This is a genomic window from Halorubellus sp. JP-L1 (genome assembly GCF_011440375.1).
In the GTDB taxonomy this organism is placed as follows: domain Archaea; phylum Halobacteriota; class Halobacteria; order Halobacteriales; family Natrialbaceae; genus Halorubellus.
The window spans coordinates 268,537-293,477 of sequence record NZ_JAAOIR010000001.1 but is presented as its reverse complement, the minus strand read 5'-3'; the positions used below and the strand labels follow the sequence as shown (position 1 = coordinate 293,477).

The 24,941-nt window shown below is 68.6% G+C and carries 27 protein-coding genes and 1 tRNA gene; 11 read left to right on the top strand and 17 right to left on the bottom strand.

Going from position 1 to position 24,941, the window contains the following annotated elements; translation table 11 throughout:
• Window positions 1-125: 125 nt before the first annotated feature.
• Complete coding sequence (locus G9C85_RS01435; protein ID WP_166036384.1) at window positions 126-1,346, top strand: methionine adenosyltransferase; 1,221 nt, start codon at window positions 126-128, stop codon at window positions 1,344-1,346.
• A gap of 63 nt (window positions 1,347-1,409) precedes the next feature.
• On the opposite strand, the gene G9C85_RS01430 is transcribed toward G9C85_RS01435, so the two are convergent.
• Window positions 1,410-1,889 carry a hypothetical protein gene (locus G9C85_RS01430; RefSeq protein ID WP_166036383.1) on the bottom strand — a complete coding sequence of 160 codons (480 nt, stop codon included), beginning with the start codon at window positions 1,887-1,889 and terminating at the stop codon, window positions 1,410-1,412.
• Window positions 1,890-1,891: 2 nt separating this feature from the next.
• Complete coding sequence (locus tag G9C85_RS01425) at window positions 1,892-2,464, bottom strand: hypothetical protein (RefSeq protein ID WP_166036121.1); 573 nt, start codon at window positions 2,462-2,464, stop codon at window positions 1,892-1,894.
• A gap of 112 nt (window positions 2,465-2,576) precedes the next feature.
• On the opposite strand from G9C85_RS01425, the gene G9C85_RS01420 reads away from it, so the two are divergent.
• The 4 genes from G9C85_RS01420 to G9C85_RS01405 all read left to right on the top strand — a co-directional run bounded on the left by G9C85_RS01420 (window position 2,577) and on the right by G9C85_RS01405 (window position 6,869).
• The gene (locus G9C85_RS01420) at window positions 2,577-3,785 is read left to right on the top strand and encodes a tRNA sulfurtransferase (RefSeq protein ID WP_166036382.1); all 1,209 of its coding nucleotides are present in this window, start codon (window positions 2,577-2,579) and stop codon (window positions 3,783-3,785) included.
• 109 nt (window positions 3,786-3,894) lie between these two features.
• Window positions 3,895-5,370, top strand: coding sequence for an HTTM domain-containing protein (locus G9C85_RS01415; RefSeq protein WP_166036381.1), 1,476 nt, complete (start codon window positions 3,895-3,897; stop codon window positions 5,368-5,370).
• Window positions 5,371-5,451: 81 nt separating this feature from the next.
• Complete coding sequence (locus tag G9C85_RS01410; RefSeq protein ID WP_166036380.1) at window positions 5,452-5,943, top strand: DUF5804 family protein; 492 nt, start codon at window positions 5,452-5,454, stop codon at window positions 5,941-5,943.
• A complete protein-coding gene (locus G9C85_RS01405; protein WP_166036379.1) occupies window positions 5,940-6,869 on the top strand; it encodes an alpha/beta fold hydrolase in 930 nt (309 codons plus the stop codon). The genes G9C85_RS01410 and G9C85_RS01405 overlap by 4 nt, the downstream gene beginning before the upstream one ends.
• Window positions 6,870-6,895: 26 nt before the next feature.
• On the opposite strand, the gene G9C85_RS01400 is transcribed toward G9C85_RS01405, so the two are convergent.
• A complete protein-coding gene (locus tag G9C85_RS01400) occupies window positions 6,896-7,345 on the bottom strand; it encodes a hypothetical protein (protein ID WP_166036378.1) in 450 nt (149 codons plus the stop codon).
• A gap of 106 nt (window positions 7,346-7,451) precedes the next feature.
• Here G9C85_RS01400 and G9C85_RS01395 point away from each other — a divergent pair, with 106 nt between their 5' ends.
• Entirely contained in the window at window positions 7,452-7,763 is a 312-nt protein-coding gene (locus G9C85_RS01395; RefSeq protein WP_166036377.1) for a hypothetical protein, read from the top strand.
• A gap of 63 nt (window positions 7,764-7,826) precedes the next feature.
• Here the strand turns inward: G9C85_RS01395 and G9C85_RS01390 are convergent, their stop codons facing one another.
• Window positions 7,827-8,843: a PLP-dependent cysteine synthase family protein gene (locus G9C85_RS01390; RefSeq protein WP_166036376.1), complete on the bottom strand. Its 1,017-nt coding sequence runs from the start codon at window positions 8,841-8,843 to the stop codon at window positions 7,827-7,829.
• A gap of 134 nt (window positions 8,844-8,977) precedes the next feature.
• Between G9C85_RS01390 and G9C85_RS01385 the strand changes: the two genes are divergently transcribed.
• Window positions 8,978-9,367 carry a thioredoxin family protein gene (locus tag G9C85_RS01385; RefSeq protein ID WP_166036375.1) on the top strand — a complete coding sequence of 130 codons (390 nt, stop codon included), beginning with the start codon at window positions 8,978-8,980 and terminating at the stop codon, window positions 9,365-9,367.
• A gap of 40 nt (window positions 9,368-9,407) precedes the next feature.
• On the opposite strand, the gene G9C85_RS01380 is transcribed toward G9C85_RS01385, so the two are convergent.
• Together G9C85_RS01380 and G9C85_RS01375 are read right to left on the bottom strand one after the other, a co-directional pair.
• Window positions 9,408-9,830, bottom strand: a complete 423-nt coding sequence (locus tag G9C85_RS01380; protein WP_166036374.1) for a hypothetical protein — start codon at window positions 9,828-9,830, stop codon at window positions 9,408-9,410.
• A gap of 267 nt (window positions 9,831-10,097) precedes the next feature.
• Window positions 10,098-12,275, bottom strand: a complete 2,178-nt coding sequence (locus tag G9C85_RS01375; RefSeq protein WP_166036373.1) for a thioredoxin domain-containing protein — start codon at window positions 12,273-12,275, stop codon at window positions 10,098-10,100.
• A 166-nt stretch (window positions 12,276-12,441) separates the two neighbouring features.
• Between G9C85_RS01375 and purD the strand changes: the two genes are divergently transcribed.
• Both purD and G9C85_RS01365 read left to right on the top strand, forming a co-directional pair.
• Window positions 12,442-13,764 (top strand): phosphoribosylamine--glycine ligase, encoded by a 1,323-nt coding sequence (gene purD, locus G9C85_RS01370; RefSeq protein ID WP_166036372.1) that lies wholly within the window; start codon window positions 12,442-12,444, stop codon window positions 13,762-13,764.
• 68 nt (window positions 13,765-13,832) lie between these two features.
• Window positions 13,833-14,414 (top strand): acyltransferase, encoded by a 582-nt coding sequence (locus G9C85_RS01365; protein WP_166036371.1) that lies wholly within the window; start codon window positions 13,833-13,835, stop codon window positions 14,412-14,414.
• A gap of 3 nt (window positions 14,415-14,417) precedes the next feature.
• Here G9C85_RS01365 and G9C85_RS01360 read toward each other — a convergent pair whose 3' ends face one another.
• The 4 genes from G9C85_RS01360 to G9C85_RS01345 all read right to left on the bottom strand — a co-directional run bounded on the left by G9C85_RS01360 (window position 14,418) and on the right by G9C85_RS01345 (window position 17,839).
• On the bottom strand, window positions 14,418-15,206 hold the full coding sequence (locus G9C85_RS01360; protein WP_240148764.1) for a mechanosensitive ion channel domain-containing protein: 789 nt from the start codon (window positions 15,204-15,206) through the stop codon (window positions 14,418-14,420).
• Window positions 15,206-16,018, bottom strand: coding sequence for a diadenylate cyclase DacZ (dacZ, locus tag G9C85_RS01355; RefSeq protein WP_166036370.1), 813 nt, complete (start codon window positions 16,016-16,018; stop codon window positions 15,206-15,208). The genes G9C85_RS01360 and dacZ overlap by 1 nt, the downstream gene beginning before the upstream one ends.
• A gap of 299 nt (window positions 16,019-16,317) precedes the next feature.
• Window positions 16,318-16,401: transfer RNA gene (locus tag G9C85_RS01350), tRNA-Leu, on the bottom strand.
• Between the two features lie 61 nt (window positions 16,402-16,462).
• Complete coding sequence (locus G9C85_RS01345) at window positions 16,463-17,839, bottom strand: sulfatase (protein WP_166036369.1); 1,377 nt, start codon at window positions 17,837-17,839, stop codon at window positions 16,463-16,465.
• A 263-nt stretch (window positions 17,840-18,102) separates the two neighbouring features.
• Here G9C85_RS01345 and G9C85_RS01340 point away from each other — a divergent pair, with 263 nt between their 5' ends.
• Window positions 18,103-18,411, top strand: a complete 309-nt coding sequence (locus G9C85_RS01340) for a transcription initiation factor IIB family protein (RefSeq protein ID WP_166036368.1) — start codon at window positions 18,103-18,105, stop codon at window positions 18,409-18,411.
• Window positions 18,412-18,508: 97 nt separating this feature from the next.
• On the opposite strand, the gene G9C85_RS01335 is transcribed toward G9C85_RS01340, so the two are convergent.
• From G9C85_RS01335 to G9C85_RS01315, 5 genes are all read right to left on the bottom strand, one after another.
• Window positions 18,509-18,997, bottom strand: a complete 489-nt coding sequence (locus G9C85_RS01335) for a phosphopantetheine adenylyltransferase (RefSeq protein ID WP_166036367.1) — start codon at window positions 18,995-18,997, stop codon at window positions 18,509-18,511.
• Between the two features lie 59 nt (window positions 18,998-19,056).
• Window positions 19,057-19,656 (bottom strand): helix-turn-helix domain-containing protein, encoded by a 600-nt coding sequence (locus G9C85_RS01330; RefSeq protein ID WP_166036366.1) that lies wholly within the window; start codon window positions 19,654-19,656, stop codon window positions 19,057-19,059.
• 65 nt (window positions 19,657-19,721) lie between these two features.
• Window positions 19,722-20,831: a glutamate--cysteine ligase gene (locus G9C85_RS01325; RefSeq protein ID WP_166036365.1), complete on the bottom strand. Its 1,110-nt coding sequence runs from the start codon at window positions 20,829-20,831 to the stop codon at window positions 19,722-19,724.
• Window positions 20,832-20,928: 97 nt separating this feature from the next.
• Complete coding sequence (locus tag G9C85_RS01320; RefSeq protein ID WP_166036364.1) at window positions 20,929-21,570, bottom strand: fibrillarin-like rRNA/tRNA 2'-O-methyltransferase; 642 nt, start codon at window positions 21,568-21,570, stop codon at window positions 20,929-20,931.
• Window positions 21,567-22,442, bottom strand: a complete 876-nt coding sequence (locus G9C85_RS01315) for an NOP5/NOP56 family protein (protein WP_166036363.1) — start codon at window positions 22,440-22,442, stop codon at window positions 21,567-21,569. The genes G9C85_RS01320 and G9C85_RS01315 overlap by 4 nt, the downstream gene beginning before the upstream one ends.
• A gap of 192 nt (window positions 22,443-22,634) precedes the next feature.
• Here G9C85_RS01315 and G9C85_RS01310 point away from each other — a divergent pair, with 192 nt between their 5' ends.
• Entirely contained in the window at window positions 22,635-22,799 is a 165-nt protein-coding gene (locus G9C85_RS01310) for a hypothetical protein (RefSeq protein ID WP_166036120.1), read from the top strand.
• Window positions 22,800-22,830: 31 nt separating this feature from the next.
• On the opposite strand, the gene G9C85_RS01305 is transcribed toward G9C85_RS01310, so the two are convergent.
• Entirely contained in the window at window positions 22,831-23,646 is an 816-nt protein-coding gene (locus G9C85_RS01305; protein WP_166036362.1) for a hypothetical protein, read from the bottom strand.
• A gap of 177 nt (window positions 23,647-23,823) precedes the next feature.
• Window positions 23,824-24,846 carry a HAMP domain-containing sensor histidine kinase gene (locus tag G9C85_RS01300; protein ID WP_275690758.1) on the bottom strand — a complete coding sequence of 341 codons (1,023 nt, stop codon included), beginning with the start codon at window positions 24,844-24,846 and terminating at the stop codon, window positions 23,824-23,826.
• Window positions 24,847-24,941 lie beyond the last annotated feature (95 nt).

Here is a 24,941-nt window from a genome sequence, read left to right as displayed (position 1 = left end):
CAACATCCACCAGACGACAACATTCACCAGACGGCAACATTCGCCAAAAAATTACTCCCAGGCATGATCTGACCACTGGACGTTTCCGCAAGTTATAGAACCTGTGATAGGCTACGATTGCGGTAATGACAGACCGCAATATTCGCGTGGAACCCATCGACCGACAGGCGGTCGAGGACCAGGAGGTCGAGATCGTCGAGCGAAAGGGCCTCGGGCACCCGGACTCCATCTGCGACGGCATCGCCGAGAGCGTCTCGCAGGCGCTCGCACAGACGTATCTCGACCGAGTGGGGAAGGTACTGCACTACAACACGGACGAGACCCAGCTCGTCGCCGGGAACGCCGCGCCCGCGTTCGGCGGCGGCGAGGTCATCGAACCCATCTACGTTCTCATCGTCGGTCGCGCGACGAAGGAGTACGAGATCGAGAACGGTGAGGTCCTCCACATCCCGACCGAGCCGGTGGCGCTCGACGCGGCTCGCAGCTACATCGACGAGCACTTCCCGGAACTCGAGTTCGGCACGGACGTCGTCGTCGACGTGAAACTCGGCGAGGGCAGCGGCGACCTCCAGGAGGTCTTCGGCGAGGACGGCGCGACCGTCCCGATGGCGAACGACACGAGCTTCGGGGTCGGACACGCGCCCCTCACCGAGACCGAGACCATCGTCGAGGAGGCCGAGCAGCGCCTGAACGGCGAGTACCACGACACGAACCCCGAACTCGGCCAGGACGTGAAGATCATGGGGAAGCGCGAGGGCGACGTCATCGACATCACGGTCGCGGCGGCGATGGTGGACTCGTACGTCGCTGACCTCGAGGAGTACGCGACCGCGGTCGAGGGCGTCCGCGACTTCGTAACCGAGGTCGCACACGAGCACACCGACCGCGACGTGAACGTGCACGTCAACACCGCGGACGACCTCGACGAGGGCTCGATCTACCTCACGCACACGGGCACGAGCGCGGAACAGGGCGACGACGGCAGCGTCGGCCGCGGGAACCGCGCGAACGGCCTCATCACGCCGAACCGCTCGATGTCGATGGAGGCCACCTCGGGGAAGAACCCCGTGAACCACATCGGGAAGATCTACAACCTCCTGTCGACGCGCATCGCGGAAGCGGTCGTCGCCGAGGTCGACGGCATCCGCGACCTCCGCATCCGCCTCCTCAGCCAGATCGGTCGCCCGATCGACCAGCCCCACGTCGCCGACGCGCACGTCATCACGGAGGACGGCGTCGCCATCAGCGACGTCAGCGCCGACGTCGAGGCGATCGTCGACCGCGAACTCGCTGACGTTACGGACGTCACGCGCGCCGTCATCGACGGCGAACTCTCGACGTTCTGAGGCGGATCCGAGTCGACCGCTCGGCGGATCGACTGCGACGCGACTCCGACCCAGATCTCGTCCTCAGCAGGTGTCGACGCTCGCGGTGAGGTCGCCGTCCGCGGTCACGGCGAGCGTCGCGTCGCCGTAGCACTGGTTCGTCCAGAGCACCGTCGACGCCGACCCGTCCTCGAGTTCGAGGGTGCACTCGTAACTCTGGATGCCGCGGGGCTCGGCGTCCTCGAGCGTGTACACCGCCTCGTCGAATCCAGGTTCGATCGTCCGCCGTTCCGTGTACACGTCCAATCCCGTGCTACGTTCCGTCGTCGAGTACGTCACCCGATGAGGGTCGTCGTCCCGGTTCGCGAGCACGAGGAGGTGGTCCGCGCTCGCGCGTTCGACGTCGTGGCGGCTCCGGTTCGACCCGTCGACGGTCGTCGGCTCGCGGACCCCGGACTCGGTCGTCGTCGACTCGGAGTCCCAGGGGAGGCCCCCGGCACAGCCCGCGAGGCCGACGCTCGCGACCGTACTCCCGACCGTCCCGAGGAGCGTTCGTCGGTGCATGGTCAGCAAATCGAGTAGCCGACGGAGAGGCCGCCGTCGTACTCGCGAGTCACGGCGGCGTCGCCGTAGCAAGCGCTCGTCTCGATGGTCTCGGCAGCGGTCTTCCCGTCGGACTCGGCGCTCACCTCGAACGGCTCGACGCCGTCCGGGTTCGCGTCCGCCAGGTTGTAGGCCATCTCGGAGCCGTCGGAGTCGAGTTCGTGCTCGGACTCGTGGACGACCTCGCCGGACTCTCGTCGCCGGACAGTCACGCTGAGCGTTACGGCTTCGTCGTAGTTGTTCGCCACGATGACCTCGTGGTCGGGTTCGGGTTCGTTCATCCCCCAGCCGTCGGTCGTCGCGTCGCCCGTCGTCTCGCCGTCGGTCGTTCCGCCGTCGGTCGGCTCGCCGTCGGTCGTCCCGGACGCCGTGCCGGTTCCCGGCGGCTGCTCGGTGTCGTCCGGTAGCGTCCCGGTGGGTCCGTCTGTGCCGTCGTCGGTCCCTGGGTCAGATCCCGTGTCGTCGAGGCAGCCGGCGAGACCGACGACTGCGACGAGCGTGCTCGCGCCGGTGGCGAGGAGGGGGCGGCGTTTCACACCGGAACATCCCCGTGGGCTGGTAAGTGCTTTCCGTGAGGCGCGGGCGGTGGGCGCGACCGCCTGACGCGGACCGACACGCGTTTTGGCGGGCGAAGAGTACGGCCTCCCAATGCAACTCCCTGGTGCGGACGTCGTCCTGGTGCGCCACGGCGACCTCGGCTCGAAGTCGCGCGGCGTCAAGCGGGACATGGAGCACCGGCTGGGGGAGAACCTCCGCACGATCCTCGACGACCGCGACCTCGCGGGCGACGTGGAGTTGACGTGGTCGCGACCGCGGGTGCACACGACCGAAGGCGACGCGGCGGCGGTCGCGCGGGCCGCCGCTGACACGTTCGGCGTCGTTTCCGCGAGCCCCGCGCTGACGGTCGAGTCGGACCTGGACGCGATCTCCGACGCGCTCACCGAAACCGCTCGCGAGGTGTACGACGCGGGCGCGTTCGCGGTCGACGCGCGCCGGAGCGACCGCTCGCTCGCGTTCGACAGCGAGGACGTGCAGCGGGAGGGTGGACAGGCGATCTGGGACGCGGTCGCAGACGCCGAGTCGGACGGGTTCGAACCCGAAGTCGACCTCGACGACCCGGACGTCAGGTTCGGCGTGGAGGTCCGCGAAGAGGCGACGTTCGTCTACACCGAGACGGTCGAGGGCGTCGGCGGGCTCCCGCTGGGGACGCAGGCGCCGCTCGTCGCGCTCGTCTCCGGTGGCATCGACTCGCCGGTCGCCGCGTTCGAGGTCATGAAGCGCGGCAGTCCGGTCGTCCCCGTGTACGTCGACCTCGGGGACTACGGCGGCCCGGACCATCGCGCTCGCGCCGTGCAGACGGTGCGGGACCTCTCGCGGTACGCGCCGAACGTCGACCTGACGACCTGGGTCGTGCCGGGTGGGGACGCCGTCTCGCGACTCGTCGACGGGATGGACCGCGGCCGGATGCTGAGCCACCGGCGGTTCCTGCTCGCGGTCGGCGAGGCCGTCGCCAAGCGATCCGGGGCGGCGGGCGTCGTCACCGGCGAGGCCATCGGCCAGAAGTCCAGTCAGACCACGCGGAACCTCGCCGTCACCGACGCCGCGACGACGCTCCCAGTTCACCGACCGCTGCTCGCCTGGGACAAGCACGACGTCACCGAGCGAGCCCGCGAGATCGGGACGTTCGCGGACTCGACGATCGACGCCGGCTGCAACCGGATCGTCCCCGACGAACCCGTCGTCGCCGGCAGCCGCGACCAGATCCGGGCGCTCGAACCGGACGGCCTCTTCGAGTGGGCCGCGGAGGCCGTCGCGGACGCCGAGCGCGTCCCCATCGGCGACGACGGCGAGGACTGAGTGGGCCACGCGGTCGCTCCGAGTGACGCGGTTCGCCGACGCGATCGCCGTCGGTGGACGGGTACACAAGACATTTCTCCGTGCTGGTGGTCGATACGGCAGAACCCGAATGACCGCCGCGTCGCGAATCCGATGGGCGCTCGCCGACCGGTTCTCGGTGGACCGGCGAGCGCTCGCCGCGTTCCGGGTCGCGCTCGCATCGATAGTCCTCCTCGACCTCGCACTTCGGCTCCCGGACGCGACGGCGTTCTACACGGACGCGGGCGTCCTCCCGCGTTCGCTCCTCCTCGAACTCTACCCGACCCTCGGCCGGCTCTCCGCGCACGCGCTGTTCGGCGGGCTCTGGTGGCAGCTCGTTCTGTTCGCGGCAACCGTCGTCGCCGCGCTCGCGATGGCGGTCGGGTACAGGACGCGGCTCGCGACCGCCGCGACGCTCTTGGGCCTCGTCTCGCTCCAACTGCGGAACCCCGTGCTACTGAACGCCGGCGACTCGCTGCTCAGGCGGCTCCTCCTGTGGAGTCTGCTCCTCCCGCTCGGTGCGCGCTGGAGCGTCGACGCACGCTCTCGCGGGCAGCCCACTGGCGTCGACGCCGATGGTCCGGCGAGACGGGTCGCGTCGCTCGCCGCCGCGGGCCTGCTCGTCCAGGTGCTCGCGGTGTACGTCGCCAACGCAGTTCTCAAGGCCAGGGGGGACGCCTGGCACGCCGGCACCGCGGGCCGGTACGCGTTCGGGATGGACGCCGTAACGGTACTCCTCGGCGACTGGCTCGCCGGCCAAACGCTGCTCCTGACCGCCGGCACGTACGCCTGGCTGGTCGTGCTCGCGAGCGCGCCCCTGCTCGTGCTCGCGACCGGCCGTCGCCGGACCGGGGTCGTGGCCGCGTTCGCCGCCGGCCACCTCGCGATGGCGCTCACGCTTCGCCTCGGCGTCTTCCCGCTCGTCTCCATCGCCGCCCTCCTCCCCTTCCTCCCGTCGTCGGTCTGGGATCGCCTCGAGCGCACGGTCGACTCGCGAGTGATCGGTTCCCGGTTCTTCGAGCGAACCGTCGACCGCCTGCCCGCGACCGGGCGCGGTCTCCTGCCGTCGGCGGTCCGCGATCGCGGCCCCGGTTTCGGTCGTGCGGTCGCCGCTTGCCTGCTCGCGTTCGTGCTCGTCTGGAACGCCGCCGGCATCGGTTTGCTCGCGCTCCCGCCCGCCGCGACCGACACCGTCGACCCAGAGGAGCGTCGCTGGGACATGTTCGCGCCCGAGCCTCGCGCCACCGGCGGCTGGTACGTCACCGTCGGCACGACCGACGGCGGCGAGCGCGTCGACGCGTTCGCCGGCACCGACTCGCTCGAGCGGCCGTTGGACGTCGACGCGACCTACCCGAGCCATCGCTGGTACGTCTACCTCACGCACCTTCGGGATTCTCCGGCACCCGATCTCCGCGAGCGCTTCGGCGCGTACCTCTGCGAGCGCTGGAGCCGCCAGAACGGCGGGTCGCTCGCTCGCGTGAACGTCACGTTCGTCGCGAGCACCGTCCGGCTCGACGGCCCCGATCGCGTCGACCGGATGCCGTTCGGAGAGACGGCCTGTGGCTGACCGACGGGGACGAGAGTCGAGTGCGACGAACGAGGGTGGCAAGCCGAAACGGCTTACCGTCGTCGTCCCCGAGGAACGCCCGTGACAGAGGTCTGTTTCGTCGGGGACGCTGACTGCGACCTCCAGTACGAGTTGCTGTCGCGGGAGACGGCGCGCGAAGCGCTGTCGACGTACGACCTGCGCCAGCCGTTCGACAACGCCATCGCGCTGTCGACCGTGAGCCTCGGCGCTGCGGTGTCCCTGTGCAACGACCTGAACTGGTACGTCGTCCGGTTCGTCGACGACGTGCTCGTGCGCGAGCCGAGCGTGGACGACCTCGAGTGGCTGTCCCGCGACCTGGCGACGAAGGTCCGCGACGGCGCGGTCGACGGCCCGGAGACGGGCGAGTTCCTGAAGGTGTACGGCCTGAAGCAGCCAGAGCCGACGCCGGAGGACCCGAACCCCGGTGGGCCGCCGTCGCTCGTCGAGCCGCTGTACGTCGCCCGCCAGGACGGCGAGATACCCGAGTACGACCTGCGTGACGTCGACGACACGGTCGTCGTCCGGCTCTCCGAGGAGGAGTTCACCGTATGATCCCCGACGACGAGCGCGCGAACGCCGTGGGAGCGGACGGGGAGGGGACGGACGAGTCAGTCGACGGTGACGACGGGCCGGCGAACGTCGGGTCGGGCGTCGCGGTCGTCGACGGCCGCCAGATCGCGTATCGTCGCGCCGGTTCGACGGGACCGCCGCTCGTACTCTTGCACGGCGCGGGCGTGGACGACGCCGGCCTCTCCTGGGAGCACGTCCTGCCGGCGCTCGGCCGCGAACACCGCGTGTACGCGATCGACTGGCCGGGCCACGGCGACAGCGACGACGCGCCCGAGCACTCGATCGACGCGTACCGGCGCGTGCTCGCCGGCGTCCTCGACGACCTCGGCCTGGAGTCGGTCCGGCTCGCCGGCATCTCGCTGGGGGCCGGGGTCGCGCTCTCGTTCGCGCTCGAGTCCCCCGAGCGCGTCAGCCGGCTCGCCGCGCTGTCGAGCTACGGTATCGGGGAGTCCATCCCGGCGGGGTCGCTCTGGTACGCGCTCGCGAACCTCCCGGGCGCGAACCAGGCGGGCTACGCCGCGATGGGGACGTCGACGTTCGCCGCCCGGAACGGGCTGTCGCAGGTCGTTCACGACGTGAGCGCGCTCGACCCGTCCTTCGTGGAGGCGTTCCGCGAGCGCGCGAGTCGACGCGGTGCCGGCGCGGCGTTCGCCGCGTTCCAGCGCAACGAGATCGGTCCTTCGGGGCGGGTCGCTACGAATCTCGCACCGCGACTGCCCGACCTCGCGGTCGAGACGCTGTTCGTGCACGGCCGCGACGACCCGCTATTCCCCGTCGAGTGGGCGCGCCGTGCCGCGGAGCGCGCGCCGAACGCGACGCTCGTGGAGATCCCGGCGTGCGGGCACTGGCCGACTCACGAGCATCCCGAGGTCGTCGTCGACGCGCTCTCGGACTTCTTCGCGGACTGATTCGCGAGCGGCCTCGGGGTCTGCGCTCACTCCCGCAGGAGCGATATCCAGCCGGCGGTCGACCAGCCCGTGAGTGCGCCGAGTACGACGGTGAGTCCGAAGGTCGCGAGCAGCGCGTTCAGACCGAGGACGCCCGCTGCGACGACGCCGCTCGCGAGCCGGACGAGGAAGCCCGCCGAGGAACCGTAGACGACGGGGTTGAGCGCGAACGCGAGCGTCGGCGAGACGAGACCGACGACGGCGCCGACGGCGGCGCTCCGGCGGCGCGTCCGCACGCCGGGGCGTTCCGCGCCCCGCCACCAGAGGACGGTCGCGGCGAGGAGGACGCCCGCGGTCGCGGAGAGCACGAAGTCGAGCGGTGCGACGAACGCGGTCGAGAGGGCACCGACCGCGAGCACGGACGCGAACCCGACGACGGCGTACCAGGCCCCGATCGCGAGCGACCACCCGAGTTCGTGCGCGGTGTCCTCGTGCACGCGACGGCGTTCGCCGGCCCCGCAAAGAAGCGTTCTGGTTCCCCACGACGGATTCGACCACCCGAATCACCCCAAGACGTTTACACGTCCCTCGAGACGTGGGGGTATGTCCGAACCCGAACCCGACGCCGAATCGGTGCTCCTCGACTCGCCGGTGGACTTCGAGACAGCCGTCGCGTACGCGCTCCAGCCGACGATGCGTCGCCTGATCATCGTCTACCTACTCGGAAGCGTCCTCACGACGGTCGGCCTCTCGCTGTTCGTCGATCCCGGATTCCTCGGGTTCCTGGTCGAACTCGTCGTCAGCATCGTCGGCCTCGTCCTCGCCGTCGTCGGCGCAGCGATGCTGTTCGGCGGCCTGATCGGTGCGGCGTTCAAGGTCGTCACGGACGCGAACCGACTCGCGAACGAACGCTGACTCGGCGACGACGGCGGCGGCGGCGCAAGCTCCGAGTTCACGAGCGGACGAGCATCGGCCGACCTACGCGGCGTCGTCGAACAGCCCCGTCGACAGGTAGCGCTCCCCGGAGTCCCAGAACACGGTGACGACGAGCGGGCAATCCGCGCCCGCGTCCCGGTCGGCGCCCACGACTCGCCCGCCGTCCGTCGCGTCCCGTTCCGCGAGCGGTTCGCGGGGCTCGCCGTCGCCCGCCGGCGGGCAGTCCACGTCGGGTTCGGCGATGCGTTCCGCGACGCGCTTCGCCGCGACGTTCGTCGCCCCAGAGGACTGCCCGACGAGGATGCCCTCCTCGCGCGCCAGCCGCCGGCACTCCGCCTCCGCCGTCTCGATGTCGACCGTCTCCACCTCGTCGACCAGACTCCGGTCGAGGTTCGGACTGACGAACCCCGGCCCCATCCCCTGGAACTCGTCCTCGCCGCTCTCGCCCGTCGACAGCACCGCGTTCTCCTCGGGTTCGACCGCCACCACCGTCATCTCCGGGAACTCCTCGCGGAGCCGGCGCGCGTTCCCCGAGAGCGTCCCGCCCGTGCCGACGCCCGCGACGAACGCGTCGATCTCCCGGCCCTCGACCTGCTCGATGATCTCCTCGGCGGTCGTCCGGTAGTGCGCTCGCGGATTCGCCTCGTTCTCGAACTGGTGCAACTGGACAGCGCCCCGCTCGTGTTCGATCTCGTCCGCGCGCTCGCGCGCCGCCTCGATCTCGCCCTCGACGAGTTCGAGGTCCGCACCGTACGCGCTCATCACCTGACGGCGCTCCGGCGACTTCGACGCCGGCATCACGATCGTACAGTCGTACCCGCGCGCCGCGCACACCATCGCCACGCCGATCCCCGTGTTCCCGCTCGTCGGCTCGACCACGCGATCGCCCGGCTCGAGTTCGCCCGCGCGCTCGGCTGCTCGAATCATCTCCAGGGCCGGCCGGTCCTTCGCGGACCCCGCCGGGTTCGCCGACTCCACCTTCGCCGCCACCGTCGCGCCCCGCGGGCCGTCGACCGCCACCAGCGGCGACCCGATGGTTCCGAGGATGCTCCGCTTCATATCTCCCCGTTCGCCCTCGCCGGTTTTACGGTGTCGGTCACCGGCAGGGCGTGACGCTACCGGAGGCGTTCGCAGGTTGTGGCAGTCTTCGCTCGCGTCGGAACCGTCAAAGCCCCAGCGTCGGTAGTGGTCGTATGAGCGAAGCAGAGCAACTGGAGACGATGCGGCCGAACCCGGCTTTCGCGCCGGCAGCGTACGAGGACACCGTCGCGACCTGGGAGGCCGTCGCGGACGACGTCGTCGTGAAGGTCTGGGGCGGCGACTGGTGCGTCGACTGCCGACAGCAACTCCCGGACTTCGGCGCGCTGCTCGACGCCGCGGGCGTCGACGACGTCGAGCACTACCCCGTCGAGCGCGAGGACGGCGAGAAGGTCGGCCCCGGTGTCGACGAGTACGGCATCGAGTTCATCCCGACGGTCGTCGTCGAGGACCGCGAGACCGGATCGGAACTCGCGCGGTTCGTCGAGGACGCACGCAAGCCGGTCGCGGTCGAACTCGCCGAAGCGCTCGAAGCACGCGCCTGAATCACGGCACGTCTCGGGCCCCAGTCGGTACGTTCCGCTCTCAGGGCTCGATGCAGCGACCCGGCTTCTCCTGCGTCGACACGTAGACGTCCTCCGTCTCCACCGAGAACCGGACGTCGATGTCGCCCGTGCAGTGCCGATAGCGCTCGGGTCGGTCGACCGTCACCGTCGTCGAATCCCCGGACGTAGAGACGACGAGCGTGAACTCGCCCGACCCCTGTAGCCTGAGGACGCGCGCGAACGACTCGTTCGCCGCCAGGTCGCGCTCGAGGACCGTGTTCCCGTTCCGCAGGAGCGTGACCGACACCGGCGTCGTTCCCTCGCCGATCGCACGCACCTGGACGTCGTGCGTGCGCGGCGGGTCGCCGGTCGGCGTCGGGTTCAGGTCGATCGCGGCGCCCGACAGCAACGCGTACCCGAGGAGGCCCCCGACCAGCAGCGCTCCGAGGAACGTTCGCTTCACGACACGAACAGGGACGCAGCGACGCAAAACCGTTGTGGCTGTCCACGGGCGAGACGGCTCCCCCGCACGGGATTCCGGCGCGTCGCGGCCGACGTGGCGACCGCGATGCCACAGTATGCTCGGGGACAGGACCGGAAACGGCGGCCGAGCGGCCGCCGTATGCTTGGGTGACAGGACCGGAAACGGCGGCCGAGCGGCCGCCGTATGCTTGGGGAGTCAGTACCGGAAACGGCGGCCGAGCGGCCGCCGTATGCTTGGGGAGTCAGTTCAATCGAAGAACGCAATCGCGTCTTCGAGCGAGGCTGCGGGCGGCGAGCACGCGAACGACCGGCAGGCGTACGCGGTCGGGCCGTCGCGGGCGTCGCGATCCGCCCAGATGGGCGGGGCCGCGTCGAGTTCGAGGGCGTCGAGCCACGCCGCGAGGCCGTCGGCGGTCGCCGGGCGCTGGGCGACGACGCGTCGCGGGAGGTACGTCGCGGCGAGCGTCTCGCGGAACTCCGCGGGCCGGTCGTCGCACGCGAGCGTCAGTTCGGCGTCGCCGCTCCGGTACCGGTCGCCGACGAGCGCGAGCGACGGATGCTCGACGGGACTGGCCTCGATCCGCGACCCGTGACGTTCGAGGACGGTCTCGACGACGGCCTCGTAGCGGTCGTCGGTCGCGAAGTGCGAGAGCGAGAGGAGGACGTCGCACGCCACGCCGAGGCTGGAGGGCGTGGACTGGTCGCGGACCTCCTGCGGACGGACGACGAGGTCCTCGCCCGAGTCGGGCGTGAAGAACACGCTCCCGGCGTCGGCGTCGTAGAACTCCTCGTGGACGACGTCCGCGAGGTCGCGCGCGAACGAGAGCGACTCGACGTCGCCGGTCGCCTGGTAGTGGTCGAACGCGCCGCGAGCGAGGAACGCGTAGTCCTCCAGGTAGCCCTCGCCCTGGACGTCGAGCGATCCGTCGCGATGCTCGTCCAGTGAACCGTCACCGTCGACGGGGACGGCGCGCCGCGAGAGCCGCTGGGCGTCCTCGTCCCAGAGGTGTTCGCGCACGAAGGCGAGCGCGTCGCCCGCGAGGTCGGCGTACGCGTCGTCCTCGAGCACGATCGCGCCTTCAGCGAGTGCGCTGATTGCGAGGCCGTTCCAGCCGGCGAGGATCTTCGCGTCGCGACGCGGCCGCGGTCGCTCGCTCCGTGCGTCGAAGACGGCGTCGCGAGCGCGCTCGAGGCGGGCACGGACCGCGTCGGCGTCGAGGTCGTGGGGCTCGGCGAGTTCCGCGACGGGCTTCGAGATCGTGAGGACCGTCCAGTCGTTCTCGAAGTTCCCGGACTCGGTGACGCCGTAGCGCTCGCAGAACAGGTCCGCGTCCACGGGGTCGCAGTCGTCGCTCGCCGCGACCGCGTCCGCGACGCGCTCGGGCGTCCACACGTAGAACGCGCCCTCCTCGTGGTCGCCGTCGGGCGTCTCGCTCTGCGCGTCGAGCGTCGCGTACAAGCCGCCGTCGGGGTGCCGTAGCTCGCGCTCGAGGAACGCGAACGTCTCCTCCACGACCGTCGCGTATCGGTCATCGTCGTCGAAGACCTGGTGGCCCGCGAGGTAGAGTCGTGCGAGTTCGGCGTTGTCGTACAGCATCTTCTCGAAGTGCGGGACCGTCCAGTCGCGGTCCGTGCAGTACCGGTGGAAGCCGCCGCCGACGTGGTCGTAGAGGCCGCCGTCGGCCATCGCGTCCAGCGTCTCCCGGGCGACGTCCGCGTACGACTCCCCGCCGGTGTCGTGGTGCGCGCGCAGGAGGACGTGCAATCGCGCTTCCTGGGGGAACTTCGGTCCCTGGTTCCCGAACCCGCCGTGCTCGCGGTCGGCGCTGCGCTGGATGGCACCGGCCGCGTCCACGAGCAGGTCGTCGCCCGGCGCGTCCGCGCCCGCGGAGGGCACGTCCTGGAGGCGGTCCCGTGCGGCAGCAGTCCACTGGTCCGCGCGAGACTCCATCTCCCGGCGGTCCTCGTCGTCCTGCCAGGACTCCGCGATGCGCTCCAGGAGACCCTCGAACCCGGGCATGTTCCGACGCGGTTCCTTCGGGAAGTACGTCCCGACGTAGAACGGCTTCCCCTCCGGCGTCAGCCACGCCGAGAGCGGCCAGCCGCCGCGTCCCGTCACCGTCTGGCAGACCGTCATGTAGATCGAGTCGACGTCCGGGCGCTCCTCGCGGTCGACCTTGATCGGGACGAACTGTTCGTTCAGGAGCGCGGCGACGTCGTCGTCCTGGAACGACTCGTCCTCCATGACGTGACACCAGTGACACGCCGAGTACCCGACCGAGAGGAAGATGGGCTTGTCCTGCTCGCGCGCGGCCTCGAGCGCGGCGTCGTCCCAGGGCTGCCAGTTCACGGGGTTGTCGGCGTGCTGTCGCAGGTACGGCGACGCCTCCTCGTCGAGGCGATTCCGGTCCGTTGGCGCAGTCATGCCCGGAAGTTCGTTCGGCGGCCGGAAAACGGCGTCGGGGTCGGACGCGACAGCGGCGGTCCGTCGCGTCGCACGAGCGAATCCGCCCAACAAGCAACCACGTTCGTGCATACCTTCGCTCGATGGAAGGACAAACTTTACAGCGTCTTGCGTACCGGGTTCGCGTATGAGTGAGACCGTCCTGCTCGTCGGTGGCGGCGGCCGCGAGCACGCCATCGCCCGTGCCGTCGACGAGGCCGAGGAGCCCGCGACCCTGTACGCGTGCGCGAGCAACCGCAACCCCGGCATCGCGCGCCTCGCCGAGGAGTTCGAGACGCTCGACGAGAACGACCCCGACGCCGTCGTCGACTACGCGCTCGAGGTCGGCGCAACCATCGCGGCGATCGGTCCAGAGTCGCCGCTCCAGGCGGGCGTCGTCGACGCGCTCGAAGACGTGGACGTGTACGCGTTCGCGCCGCGCGAGGAGGACGCCCGCATCGAGACGGACAAGGCGTTCCAGCGCGAGTTCATGGAAGCCAACGAGATCCCGGGCCGCATCGACTACGAGACGTTCGACGACGTCGACGATGCATGCAACTACGTCGAGTCGTACGACGGCGACGTGGCCGTGAAGCCCGTCGGTCTCACCGGCGGGAAGGGCGTGCGCGTCACCGGCGACCAGGTCACGACGGACGAGGCCGTCGCGTACATGCGCGACAGCGACTGGGACGACTGGGTGGTCGAAGAGCGCCTCGTCGGCGAGGAGTTCACCGTGCAGGCGTTCGTCGCCGGCGACGACGTCCTCGTCTCGCCCGCGGTCCAGGACCACAAGCGAGCGTACGAGGGCGACGAGGGCCCGAACACGGGCGGGATGGGGTCGTACTCGGACGCCTCCTTCCAGTTGCCGTTCATGACGGAGGCAGACAGCGTCGAGGCGCTGCGCATCCTGGAGGCGACCGTCGACGCGCTCGAGGACTACCGCGGCGTCCTCTACGGCCAGTTCATGCTCACCGCCGAGGGCGTGAAGGTCGTCGAGTTCAACGCGCGCTTCGGCGACCCGGAGGCGATGAACACGCTCCCCGTCCTCGAGACGGACTACGTCGAACTGATGCAGGCGGCGCGCGACGGCCGCCCGCTCCCCGAACTCGAGTTCGCGGAGCAGGCGACGGTCTGCAAGTACGCCGCGCCAGAGGGCTACCCAGTCGACCCCAAAGCCGGGACGAAAGTCGCGGTCGACGAGGAGCGCGCACGCGAAGTCGCGAGCGACTACGACGGCGACGCGCTCCTGTTCTACGCGAGCGTCGACGAACGCGACGACGGCATCTACACCACGACCTCGCGCGCGTTCGCCGTCGTCGGCGTCGCCGACACCATCAGCGACGCCGAAGCCGTCGCCGAAGCCGTCCTCGACGAGGCCGGCGACGAGGGCCTGCACGTCCGCCACGACGTCGGCACCGACGCACTCGTCCAGGCCCGCATCGACCACGTCCAGGAACTCCGCGGGAACTGAGGCCCCGGCGCGGGACGAACGACCCGATTCGGGATGGTTTCAAGACCCACCGTGGGCTACGGAGTGACGTGAGCGACGACGACCCTGCCGGCGACGACGAGCGTGCGACCGACGAGGCGACCCCGAGGCACGACCGCGTCCGCGGGCATCCGACGCCGGGGCCGCTGAACTCGCTCCAGCACTGGACGAGCGCGAAGTCGCCGTTGCGCGTCGCGCTGAACTACGTCGTCGTCTGGCTCGTGCGGGTCTCGCCGAGCCTGAAACTGAAGAACTGGCTGCTCGCGCGCATCGGCGTCACCGTCGGCGACGGAGTGTCGTGGGGGCTGGAGGCGACGCCGGACGTGTTCTGGCCCGAGCACATCACGATCCGCGACCACGCGATAATCGGGTACGACGCGACGCTGCTGTGTCACGAGTTCCTCCAGGAAGAATACCGCGTCGGCGACGTCGTCGTCGGCGAGCGCGCGATGATCGGCGCCGGCGCCATCGTCCTCCCCGGCGTCGAGATCGGGGACGGCGCACAGGTCGCCGCGAACTCGCTCGTCACGCGCGACGTCGAACCGGGCGCGACGGTCGCTGGCGTTCCCGCACGCCCGATGACCGACGACGAGTCGACTGTCGAAGGTACCGAGACGGCAAAGGAAGAGTAGCGATTACCGCTCGCGCGCCACGCCTTCGCGGAGCACCTTCCGATTCGGGACGACGTACTCGGTGTCGTCGTCCTCGACGCGCGTCACGAACAGGTCGACCTCCTGGACCACGCCCGCGCTCTCGCCGATGCGGATGCGATCCCCGATGCTGTAGGGCTGTTCGAGGAGGAGGTAGACGCCGGCCGCGCCCGAACGCAGGAAGTCCCAGAGCGCGACGACGCCGAACACGATGATGCCGAAGAAGTACAGGAACAGGAGCACCAGGAGCGCGACCGTCGCGACTCCGATCTGACCGAGCGAGATGAGCGCCGCGACGTAGAGGACGCTGTACCGGACGATGCGCGGGAGGAACGCTACCTCGGGGAGTTTCACGCCACGCAAGTGCTCGCTGACGACGAGCTCGGCCCTGTCCGCGACGACGAACCCGACGATGAGGACGAGGATCGCGACGAACACCTGCGGGACCATCTGGACGACGATCCGCCAGAACAGCGCCGTGTCCAGGTTCAGTACCGTCACCGCGCCCAGGATGGCGACGCCGAACACCGTCCACCCGAACAGTCGCGCGAGCAAGTCGACCGTCGACGTCCCGAGGCTCTGCGCGCTCCGTTCGAACGACATCCCCTCCACGGCCGTGTCGACGCCCGCCGCGACCAGCACGCGATACGTCAACCGGCCGACGAAGAACCCGAGGAGCGCGCCGATGAGGACGACGAACAGGACCTGCCCGTACGTCTCCCAGGGAAGGTTCTGCAGGAAGTCCGGGGCGTTCTCGAACTGCATGACGACCATCAGTAGTCCTCCGGGTCGATCTCCAGCACCAGTTCACCACCCTTGAACGCACGGACGAGGCCGTCGCTCTCGCTCAACACGATCGCGGTCGCGTTCGTGTCCCGCGTCACCGCGCCAGCGGCCATGTGCCGCGTCCCGAGCCCCTTCGGGATGTCGACGCCCTCCGCGGACGGCTCCAGGTAGCGGTACGCGCTCACGATCTTCCCGGAGTCCGAGATGACGAACGCGCCGTCGAGCCGCGAGAACTCCTTCAGCATCACGTTCACGATCGGGTCCCCGACGTGCACGTGACTCTTCTCGAACGGATTGTACGAGAGCGGCCGGGACTTGTTCATCACCTTCCCCGCGTCGCCGACGACGAACAGCGCGCCCACCGGCTCGCCCTTCTGGCCCTTCTTCCCGAGCTCCACGACGAGCTCGAGGACGTTCTTGATGACCGACGCCTCCGCCCGCGATCCCGCGAAGAGGTCGTAGACGCCCGTCCGGACGTCCTCGTCCGCGCGAATCCGCGACACCGTATCCGGAGACCCGTCGAACACGCTCGTCGCACACACCACGACGTCGCCCCCGTCGATGTACCCCTGTTCGAGCGCGCCCTCGAGCCCGAACTTCACGCGCTGCGTAACGTCGTCGAACTCCAGGGGGAGGTCGACGAACGTCTCGGCACCGACCGAGTTCTCCGTCGACACCACGACGACGTCCGTGTCCTCCACGTCCTCGAACCGCTCGAAGTACGAGCCGCTCGGCGAGAACAAGAACACGGCATCGACGTCCGCGAACAACCCGTCGAACAGCTCGCCGATATCCTCCATCGGACAGACAAAACCGCCCACGCCTCAAAAAGGCTTTTGCAGCGTCCGACACCCGTCAGACGAGAATCACGAGACCGCCCATGCGTCGATCGCGACCCGACCGCGTCCCAATCACGGGACCGGATTCGAACCACGGTCGCAGCGAGCTGGTCTCTGGTACAAGTCCACACCAGCTTCTTCCTCACTTCACTCACTCAGTGCGCGGGACCGGATTCGAACCACGGTCGCAGCGAGCTGCTCCCTGCTTCAAATCCGGACGCTGCGCAGTCTCCGCTCTCACCTGCGTTCGAGCGGAGAAGTGCGCGGGACCGGATTTGAACCGGCGGACTCCTACGAGACAGCGTCCTAAGCGCTGCGCCGTTTCCTGGCTTGGCTACCCGCGCTCGGTCACTCGTCGAGGGTTCGTCCCCGACAGCCGAAATACGCCGACGGGCCTTTATAAGCTTATTCTTCTTTGAGTTCCATGTAGCCGAGCGCTTCGAGCTGCTCGCGGTCGACCTCGTCGTCCGGCGACCGGGGCTGTTTCGTTCGTCGTTCCCGAATCCGATCCGGAATCTTTGCTCGAAGCGTCTCCGACATCTCTGGGTGCTCGTCCACGCAGTCGACCTGTTCGGCCGGGTCGTCCCGGAGGTCGTAGAGCCGCTCGTGGTCGTCGTTCGTGATGTACTTCCACTCGTCGGTACGGACCGCGACCGCCGGCTTGGCGTCGTTCGGCTGGCCGAGCGAGAAGACGGTCCGCGACGGCCCCTCGAACAGGTGAGTGCCGTCGAACGACGACGTGTCGGCGTCGTCGAGATGGAACTCACAGATCGTTGGCGCGAGATCCAGCAGTTCCCGACCGTCCGCGATTCGGTCATCCGCGTCGATGCTCGGAGCCTTCACCACCAACGGCACGTGCGTCAAGACGTCGTACGGGTAGTTCCGGTGGTAGAAGTTCCCGTGTTCGTGGAACTCTTCGCCGTGGTCGCTCGAGAACAGTAGATTCCCGTCCTCCCAGATCCCGAACCGCTCGAGGCCGTCGAAGAGGCGTTCGAGGTGCCGCGAGCAGTATCGGAGGTCTGAGTCGTAGCTATCCCGCATCAGGTCGCGTTCTCGGTCGGTGACCTCGTCGGGTCGCGTCCCCGCCTTCTTCATGAGGGCCTTCATCTCGTCGACGTCCGTCGGCGAATCGAGGTACGCCGGGTCGTCGTCGTGAACGCCGTAGGGACGGTGCGCCTCCATGTAGTGAACCCACAGGAAGAACTCGGAATCGGCGTGGGATTCGAGCCACGACAGCGCTCGGTCAGTCACCTCTTCGGCGCTGGTGTACCCGAGATACTGGAATCCGCTCCCCCCGAAGAACTCGTTGTACGGGCGCTTGAGGAGTTCGTAGAGTCGTTCCATCCCGGACGCTTGCAGGGCTCGGCTCAGTTTCGTCGCCGGGCGATTGATCTGGTACGTGATCCGCTCGGAGATCGCTCGCTCCTGGTTGGCTTCCTCGTGAAACTCGTCCCGGCCGAGATCGATCGTCTCGTCGAACCCGAACCCGCCGTCGACGAGACCGATGCCGGTCTGCGTTCCGACGACCGCCGTATCGATTCCCTCGCTCGAGAGCGTGGACGCTATCGTCGGCAGTTCGTCCAGGTGCTCGTACGCCAGGTGACGCGACGTCTGAAAGGATGGAATCGATATCCGCGTGTACGCTCCGTTCGCGAACGCGTTCTCGAACACCGTCCCCGAATCCGTCAGGCGGTCGAGAGCCGGCATCGTATCCCGTTCGTACCCGTACTGACCGAGGTGGTCCGCCCGAAGGGAATCGACGGTGACGAGTAACGTCTGCATGGACTGTCGATTGGCGCGATATCCTAAAAGAAGACACGATTTGGACAACTGGCCGAACCCCGTCCAGAGCGACCGCTTTGACGAACGAGCGCGTCGGCAGCGACGGCCGGATTCGGAAGTGCGTCCGTCCGCGGTCGAGTCTATCCCTTCCTCCTGGCCGACTCGCTACGAATCGCACGTGCGACGAGTGCAGGACGCGCAGGCTCCACGAACGCGCCGGCTCGGACGCGAAGTTCAAGAGTCAGGGGACACAAGCTGTCTGCGTGTACCGCGCGAGCGATCGAGTGGACAACGAGGCGTGGATTCGAGAGCTCCAGGAGGTCTGCGAGCGCCTCGAGTTGGCGTCGGCGACGCGGTCGACGGCGACGGACCTGTTCCTGTCGACAGCGCCGGACTCGGACCGATCGAAGCCTGCGGCGATCGCGGCGAGCGTGTACGCCGCCGCGCTCCTGGAGAGCGACGAGCGATCCCAGACCGCGGTCGCGGACGCCGCTGGCGTGTCGCGGTTGAGCGTCCAGCAGCGCTGGAAGGACGTCCTCGAAGAGGCCGGATTCGAACCGCCGACGTGGTGACGGCCACTACGAACTCGGCGACCGCCACAGCCACGACGAACTCGGCGACCGCCACAGCCACGAACGGCTTCGCGACGACTGCGAGCGCGGCGCGCGTCTAGCGGGACGCCGGCCGGCCGTCGCGGTCCGGCGTCATGGTCCCGTGCTCGTCGATCTCGCCGTTCACGATGCGCGTCGACGAGATGACGTCGCCGTCGTCGGCGATGACGTGGTCCACGACGACGATCTGGAGCGGGTCGACACCCGATTCCTCGCGGATCTCGTTGATGCGCTCGCCGGTCGCCTCGGTCTCCGGGGAGACGACGAGTGCGTCGAACCGGGGTTCCGTCGCGATCCCCGTCGGCTCGGTGAGTTCGAGGATCTCGAAGTCGCGGTCCGCCGCGTCGGCCAGCGGCGCGAGTTCGGACTCGAGGTCGCGTTTGCGTTCCGCGAACGACCGCACGTAGCGGTCGACGTGCCGCGTCTTTGGCGCGAGTTCGTCGCTCGTCAGTCCCACGGTCACGTCCCCGAGTTCGAACGCACGCTCGAAGAGCGCACGATGTCCGTCGTGAACTGGGTCGAACGTCCCACCCAGCGCAACATCCATGTCCGTTCAGTCGACCGGGCGCGTCATAAATGGATTGAATCCCTGGACCCCGGAGGCCGTCACTCCTCGGGAGTGTCGTCGTCGCGGCCGCCCGAGTCGTCGACGCCGTCGAACGCGTCGTTCGCGCCCTCATCGCCCTCGCTGTCGGACGCGTCGTCGGCGTCGTCAGCCAGCGTCGACGGTCCGTCGTCCGACTCGACAGTGATCGTCACGGGTTCGTCCGTCGTCTCACCTGAGTCGACGACGTCCTCGTCGCGTTCGAGCAGGTCGTCGAGGTTGAACACCGTGTTCAGTTCGTCCTGGACCTGGCCGACGACGCCAGAGACGAGGTCGCTCGGGGGGATGGCCGTGTACTCGTACGGGTTGTTTCCCGCCCCCGACGCGGAGCGCTTCTCGCGATTGACCTTCCCTTCGTCGTGGAGTTCCGCGAGCGCCTCCCGGACCGTACTCGGGTAGAGCCCCGTACCCTGCGCGATCTCCTCGCTCGTCGACGCGGGTTCGGCCTGCAGGTAGATGTATATCTTTGCGCGGGTCTCCGTGTCGAGCACCCACGACAGGAGGTCGACGATGCCGGAGTCGAACCCCTCGATGGCCTTCTGTCGTCGCGTCGACTCGTCGTCGTCGTCCGCACCCGGTTCTGTGACGTCGTCCCTGGACATGACCTTTCGATGAGGACACAAGTGGCACGCGGTTAAAAACCCATTGCCTGGCGGTCTGCGAGCGCTCAGGCGTCCAGTCGGAGCGACTCGCAGAGCGCGTCGAACCCAACCGACTCGAGCACGTGACGCTGCCGTTCGGCGCCGCTCTCGGCGTCCAGCACGTCGCGGATGCCGGTGACGCCGAGGCGGTCGCATTCGCGGTCGACGACCGACGGGAACGACACGGTTCCCTCGCCGTCGAGCGCGACGAACTCGGCGTCGTGGCCGTGCCGGAGCGCGCGCCACTTGTTCTCGTCCAGGATCTCGCGCCGATGCTGGTGCGGATAGCCGTCGCCGCGAGCGTCCCAGGGGTCGGCGAGGTCCGCGTAGCGCTCGCGGAGGTCTTCGACGAGCGCTGCGGTGTACTCGACGAACGCGAGGACGACCCCGGGGTCGGCCTGGCCGTCAGGCGCCCGGACCTCGACGGTGCCGTGCCCGGAGTGCGGGCGGACGTCGTACCAGAGCTCGCCGCGGTCGCGGATGCTCCCCGAGTCGACCATCCGCGCCTCGAACGCCTCGAAGTCGTCGTACCCGTCGAACGCGGTCGGCATGCCCGTGTTCGGGAGCGCCTCGAAGATCTTCGCGCGCGCAGACGCCAGGCCGGTGTCGTAGCCGTCCCAGAACGGCGAGTTCGCGGACAGCGCGAGCATCGGCGGGAGGAACCAACGGAGTTCGTTCGCGATCCACGTCGCCGCGTCCGCGTCGTCCACGCCGACGTGCACGTGCAGGCCGGCGGTCGTGTTCCTGTGCTGGGGGTACTGGATGCGGTCGAGCTGACTCCGATACCGGGGCTTCTCGGCGTGCTCGAGTTCGCGCCACGTCGCCGCCGGATGCAGGCCCGCGCCCGCGATCCTGTAGCCCTCGCTCGCCGCGAACTCGACGAGCGCGTCCCGCACCGCATTCAGGTGCTCGCGGGCCTCGGCGAGGTCCGCGGACTTCGGCGTCTGCGTCTCCACCACGGTCTTGAACAGTTCGTGGTCGAGGCGGCCCTCGAGGAGCGCGGGCGGGTCGGCGTCGTACACGAGCGCGTCGCTCCCGGACACCGGCCGCCCGGCGTCGTCGACGACGAAGAACTCCTCCTCGACACCGAGCGTGCCCGAATCCTCGAACGCCTCGCGCGACCCGCGCTCGTCCATCGACGCCACGTTGGCCCGCCCGCGGTTTAAGGAGTGCGGAGTCGGCAGGTGGTCGCACGCGAGCGCACGACGATCGCGGGCCGCGGGGGTCGTCGCGTCACTTCGGCGACGCGACGACGGCGAGGTGGTCGTCGTGGTACGGTTCGAGACTCGCGGTCTCGAGGACGTCGTATCCCTCCCGGAGGTCGTCGAGGACGGCGTCGAACACGTCGTCGGGGTCGCCGGTGACGTCCTCGCTGCGGGCCTTGATCGCGAGCGCGAGCCGGCCGTCGTCGGCGAGGAACTGGCGATTCCGAAGCGCGACGTCGGCCTGCCCGCGCGTGGCGACGTCCTGCACGAGGAGGTCGCAGTCCGCTTCGACGACGTGCGCGTACTCGCGCGGTTTGCGGGCGTCCGCGAGCAGCGGGAACAGGCGGTCGCGGTCCGCCGCGACGCGGCAGAGGTCCCGGACCGGTCGGGGCGCGAACTCGACGGCGTACGTCGGACCGGCGACGTCTGCGACGTGACTCGCCGTCGTCCCAGCGGCCGCACCGAGGTAGAGGACGGTCGCGTCGGCGGCGAGGCCGGGATCGAGGCCGACCGCGTACGTCGCGGCGAGCTTCGACCGGGTCGCGTCCCACGCCCGCCACTCGCCGTCGGTCGCCTCCGGACCGACTGCGGGCCCGCGCGTCGCGAGCGTCTCGCCGTCCCCGAACTCCCGTCGCTCGACGCCCGCCGGGAGGTCGACGCCGTCGGTCACGCCTCGTCACCTCCGTCGTCGGTAGTATCAGCTGGCATCTCGTCGCCGGTGCGGGCGCGGATGGTCGCGATGCGCTCGTCGAGCTCCGCCTCGATCTCGGGCTTGCGCTCGCCGCTGTAGTGGTCGATGCGGGCCGCGATGGCGAGCTTCCCCGCGAGCGCTCGCGACGCGGACCCCCGATTTTCGGGGTGCGTGCCGCGGACGTACTCGTGCGTGTAGATGATGCCGTGCTTCGGGGACGAGGCGCGGCCGCGGAGGTGCGCGAACAGCGCGTCCTCCGCCCCGAGCACCTGCACCGTCCCGCTGGGCTGCTTCGCGAGCGACTCCAGGCTCCCCGCGAGCGACACGAGCCGCGCGGCGAGTACCGGCCCCGCCATCGATGCGAGGTTCGGCGCGACCGTCGGCGCCTGCTGCTCGACGAACGCCCGCAGCGACTCCGCCTCGGCGTCCAGGTCGACGACGCGCTCCGCGAGCGAGACGGCACGCTCCTCCGCGGGCGTCTCCGGTTCCCGGTCCGCGACCTCGCGCGCCAGCGGAACGCCCCCGCCGGTCGCGTCGAACAGGCCGCCGGCCCACTCCGCCGCACGCTCCGCGAGTTCGTTCGCCGTCCGCGCGCAATCGTCCATCGCTCGGACCGCATGCACGAGCTGCTGGTCGTCTGCGCGCTCGCGTTCGACCGCCTCGGCGCGCGCCGCCGTCACGGTCGCCTCGTGGAGCGCGTCGTAGTACGAGTCCTCGTCCGACGCGAATCCCGCTTCGATCGCTCGCATCGGCCAGTCCGCGGGCTCGTCGGCCGTTCCATCCCGGACCGCCGCTGACGCCGCGTCGACGTCCCCCGGCTCGCAGTCGACGAACCACCCGTCGTCGGTCATACGGGCACCTCTCGCCGCCAGCAGGTTAACGCCCCCGACTCCACGCGACGCCACGACCCCCTCATTGCCGTAACTCTCATATCGTCCTAGCGCACTCCAGGGACGTCCAGCATATGCCCCCGGAAAGTTTATGCGCATGAGACCCCCGGCAATAGGTATCACCGCGCGGGCCACAGCCCGCACGAAACCCCAATGGACAGCACGAACGACGGTGACACGACCGCAGACCCGCCCGAGATAGCAAACCGGTTCAACGCACGCGACGCCGAGAACGGCAGCGTAGAGATCTACGACGAGGAGAACGAGAACGCGTGGATCCGCTCCGACTACACGCTCGAACTCGGGCGACCGTCGTAAACGCCACCGACCACGGCGACCGATTCCTTTCTCACCACGACGCCGGCAACAGGACGTAGCGGAGCGTGAACAGCGAGTGCGTCTGCACGACGACCAGCGGCTCGTCCGGCCCCGTCTGGAGGACGACGTCGCCGTCGAGTGCGCGCGCGAGCGCCGCCAGGTCCGCGCTGTAGCGGTTCGCGACGTCCGGCCCCGTCACCTTCCCGTCCAGCGTCGTTCTCGCGTGCGCGAGCGAGAGCTCGCTCCCGACGTCCAGCTCGAACCGCCCGTCCGCGACGACGACCGGATAGCCGTCCACGGTCTCCGCCAGTTCGACTGCGTCCGCGAGCCGCTCCAGTTCGCCCGCCGTCGTCTCCACGAGCGTCGGCGCCCGCGAGCCGTCCTCCAGCCGGAACCGGTCCGCGTCGTCGAACCGCGACGGCAGCTCCGTCGTCACCTCCCCCAGTATCTCCGGGCCGTGCCGGCACGCCACCTGCACCGTCTCCGCGTCCGTCCGGAACTCCAGCGTCCCAGCGAACGCATCCCCCGGATCGCCCAACAGTACCACGTCCACGTCGTCGGCCTCCAACCACTCCAACCACCCCAGCGCCGCCTCGATGTCGAAGATCGCGACCGCCGGCTCGTCGATATGCAACGACACCCCGTCGAACGCCCCGTGCTCGACCGTACAGTACGCCGCCATCGACGTCTCGCGCTTCCCAGCCGGCGTCTCCACTCGATCCGCCGTCACCCGAACCAGCATCTCGTCGTAGTACACCCCATCCCCGGTCCCCAACGCCGCGAGGTTCACCATCTCCCGGAACCCCGCCCGACTCCCCGACAACGTCGCCAACGGCTCACGCGTCATACCAACACGCACTGCACCCAACTGACAAAAGTAATGCGCCTCACAGATAGACGCTCTCCCGCCCCAGGATTGCAGAGAACAACCTCCACACCATCTCTTGAAAGACCTCAGCGATCGATAGATACAGGAAAATGTCTTACCGATAGAAGATTACCAACAAGCAGTCGTCGGCTGAATTCACTCATGGGGTGTTACCCCAGTGATCTCGAATCGGGCCCCCCCGGACGTAGCATCGGTCACCTCTATATGCCACCCATGAGCGGTGACAATCTCTTGAACGATGTTAAGCCCGAGACCGCTATGTGATTTGTCGTCGCCACTCGTGCGTCCGCTATCGAATACCACGTCTCTTCGCTCTACATCAATACCAGACCCGTCGTCTTCAAAATAGAACCCCCTCTGGGTATCTAGAGCACCAACATGTACGCCGACGGTAGGGCCGCCATGGGAGATTGCATTCCGTATCAAGTTCTCAAAAAGGTTCCTCATCAATCCGGAATCAGCCTCGAGAGTCAGTTCGTCCTTCACGTCGAGTGTCGCCGCCTCCGTCGGAACGGTCAGCCAGGCCGATTCCACAAGTGACCGAAGAGTCGTGCGTTCGACGTCATTCAGTGTCGTCGTTCGAGCTAACACATGTGCGTCCTCCATTATGGTATCCATGCGAGTGAGCGCCCGGCGAATCTCCGAAAGCGATTCCTGGGACGCTGTACCCTCGGCCTGAAGTTCGTCGAGGTGCCCGAGTGCAACGTTGAGGGGGTTGCGGAGATCATGCGAGAGGATACTCGCGACCATCTCAAGGCGCTCAGTCTTCTCTTCAAGTTCGATCGTCGTTTCCCGCTCGCCGGTCACTTCCTGCGTCACCAGTACGCCAAATGGTGCCCCATCAATCGTAACTGGTCGAGTCTCAATGTGATGGATCTGGTCGTCGTAGGTCATATCGAACGAACGTGAGTCGCCTCCGAGTGTCGCCCGAAGTTCTGGTTCGAGTTCAGCGCCGGCTGACTCACCAAATAGCTCATTGATCGTTTTCCCTTCCATATCTGTGGCTTCCCGCTTCGAGAAGGGGAGAACGTCAGGCCCGACCATTCGATACCGCAGATCAGTATCGAACAGCACCAGTACTCCATTCGGGAAATTCGAGACGAGAGTCTGGGGATAAATAGGGTGAACCGAAAGGTCCGACGGAGAACAATCGTTCATGGAATCACTTCGCTCACGAACGGGAAAAGTGCGATGGCAGAACCGGGAGACTGAGAACCCGGAAACTTACCAAGTTACGGCCTTTCCGTCTCTCC

What these genes read in the sequence shown, in the direction of transcription:
- G9C85_RS01435 (WP_166036384.1), top strand. Translation starts at nt 126, where the DNA reads ATGACAGACCGCAATATTCGCGTGGAACCCATCGACCGACAGGCGGTC.
- G9C85_RS01430 (WP_166036383.1), bottom strand. Translation starts at nt 1,889, where the DNA reads ATGCACCGACGAACGCTCCTCGGGACGGTCGGGAGTACGGTCGCGAGC.
- G9C85_RS01420 (WP_166036382.1), top strand. Translation starts at nt 2,577, where the DNA reads ATGCAACTCCCTGGTGCGGACGTCGTCCTGGTGCGCCACGGCGACCTC.
- G9C85_RS01415 (WP_166036381.1), top strand. Translation starts at nt 3,895, where the DNA reads ATGACCGCCGCGTCGCGAATCCGATGGGCGCTCGCCGACCGGTTCTCG.
- G9C85_RS01405 (WP_166036379.1), top strand. Translation starts at nt 5,940, where the DNA reads ATGATCCCCGACGACGAGCGCGCGAACGCCGTGGGAGCGGACGGGGAG.
- G9C85_RS01395 (WP_166036377.1), top strand. Translation starts at nt 7,452, where the DNA reads ATGTCCGAACCCGAACCCGACGCCGAATCGGTGCTCCTCGACTCGCCG.
- G9C85_RS01390 (WP_166036376.1), bottom strand. Translation starts at nt 8,843, where the DNA reads ATGAAGCGGAGCATCCTCGGAACCATCGGGTCGCCGCTGGTGGCGGTC.
- G9C85_RS01385 (WP_166036375.1), top strand. Translation starts at nt 8,978, where the DNA reads ATGAGCGAAGCAGAGCAACTGGAGACGATGCGGCCGAACCCGGCTTTC.
- G9C85_RS01375 (WP_166036373.1), bottom strand. Translation starts at nt 12,275, where the DNA reads ATGACTGCGCCAACGGACCGGAATCGCCTCGACGAGGAGGCGTCGCCG.
- purD (WP_166036372.1), top strand. Translation starts at nt 12,442, where the DNA reads ATGAGTGAGACCGTCCTGCTCGTCGGTGGCGGCGGCCGCGAGCACGCC.
- G9C85_RS01360 (WP_240148764.1), bottom strand. Translation starts at nt 15,206, where the DNA reads ATGGTCGTCATGCAGTTCGAGAACGCCCCGGACTTCCTGCAGAACCTT.
- dacZ (WP_166036370.1), bottom strand. Translation starts at nt 16,018, where the DNA reads ATGGAGGATATCGGCGAGCTGTTCGACGGGTTGTTCGCGGACGTCGAT.
- G9C85_RS01345 (WP_166036369.1), bottom strand. Translation starts at nt 17,839, where the DNA reads ATGCAGACGTTACTCGTCACCGTCGATTCCCTTCGGGCGGACCACCTC.
- G9C85_RS01335 (WP_166036367.1), bottom strand. Translation starts at nt 18,997, where the DNA reads ATGGATGTTGCGCTGGGTGGGACGTTCGACCCAGTTCACGACGGACAT.
- G9C85_RS01330 (WP_166036366.1), bottom strand. Translation starts at nt 19,656, where the DNA reads ATGTCCAGGGACGACGTCACAGAACCGGGTGCGGACGACGACGACGAG.
- G9C85_RS01325 (WP_166036365.1), bottom strand. Translation starts at nt 20,831, where the DNA reads ATGGACGAGCGCGGGTCGCGCGAGGCGTTCGAGGATTCGGGCACGCTC.
- G9C85_RS01315 (WP_166036363.1), bottom strand. Translation starts at nt 22,442, where the DNA reads ATGACCGACGACGGGTGGTTCGTCGACTGCGAGCCGGGGGACGTCGAC.
- G9C85_RS01310 (WP_166036120.1), top strand. Translation starts at nt 22,635, where the DNA reads ATGGACAGCACGAACGACGGTGACACGACCGCAGACCCGCCCGAGATA.
- G9C85_RS01305 (WP_166036362.1), bottom strand. Translation starts at nt 23,646, where the DNA reads ATGACGCGTGAGCCGTTGGCGACGTTGTCGGGGAGTCGGGCGGGGTTC.
- G9C85_RS01300 (WP_275690758.1), bottom strand. Translation starts at nt 24,846, where the DNA reads ATGAACGATTGTTCTCCGTCGGACCTTTCGGTTCACCCTATTTATCCC.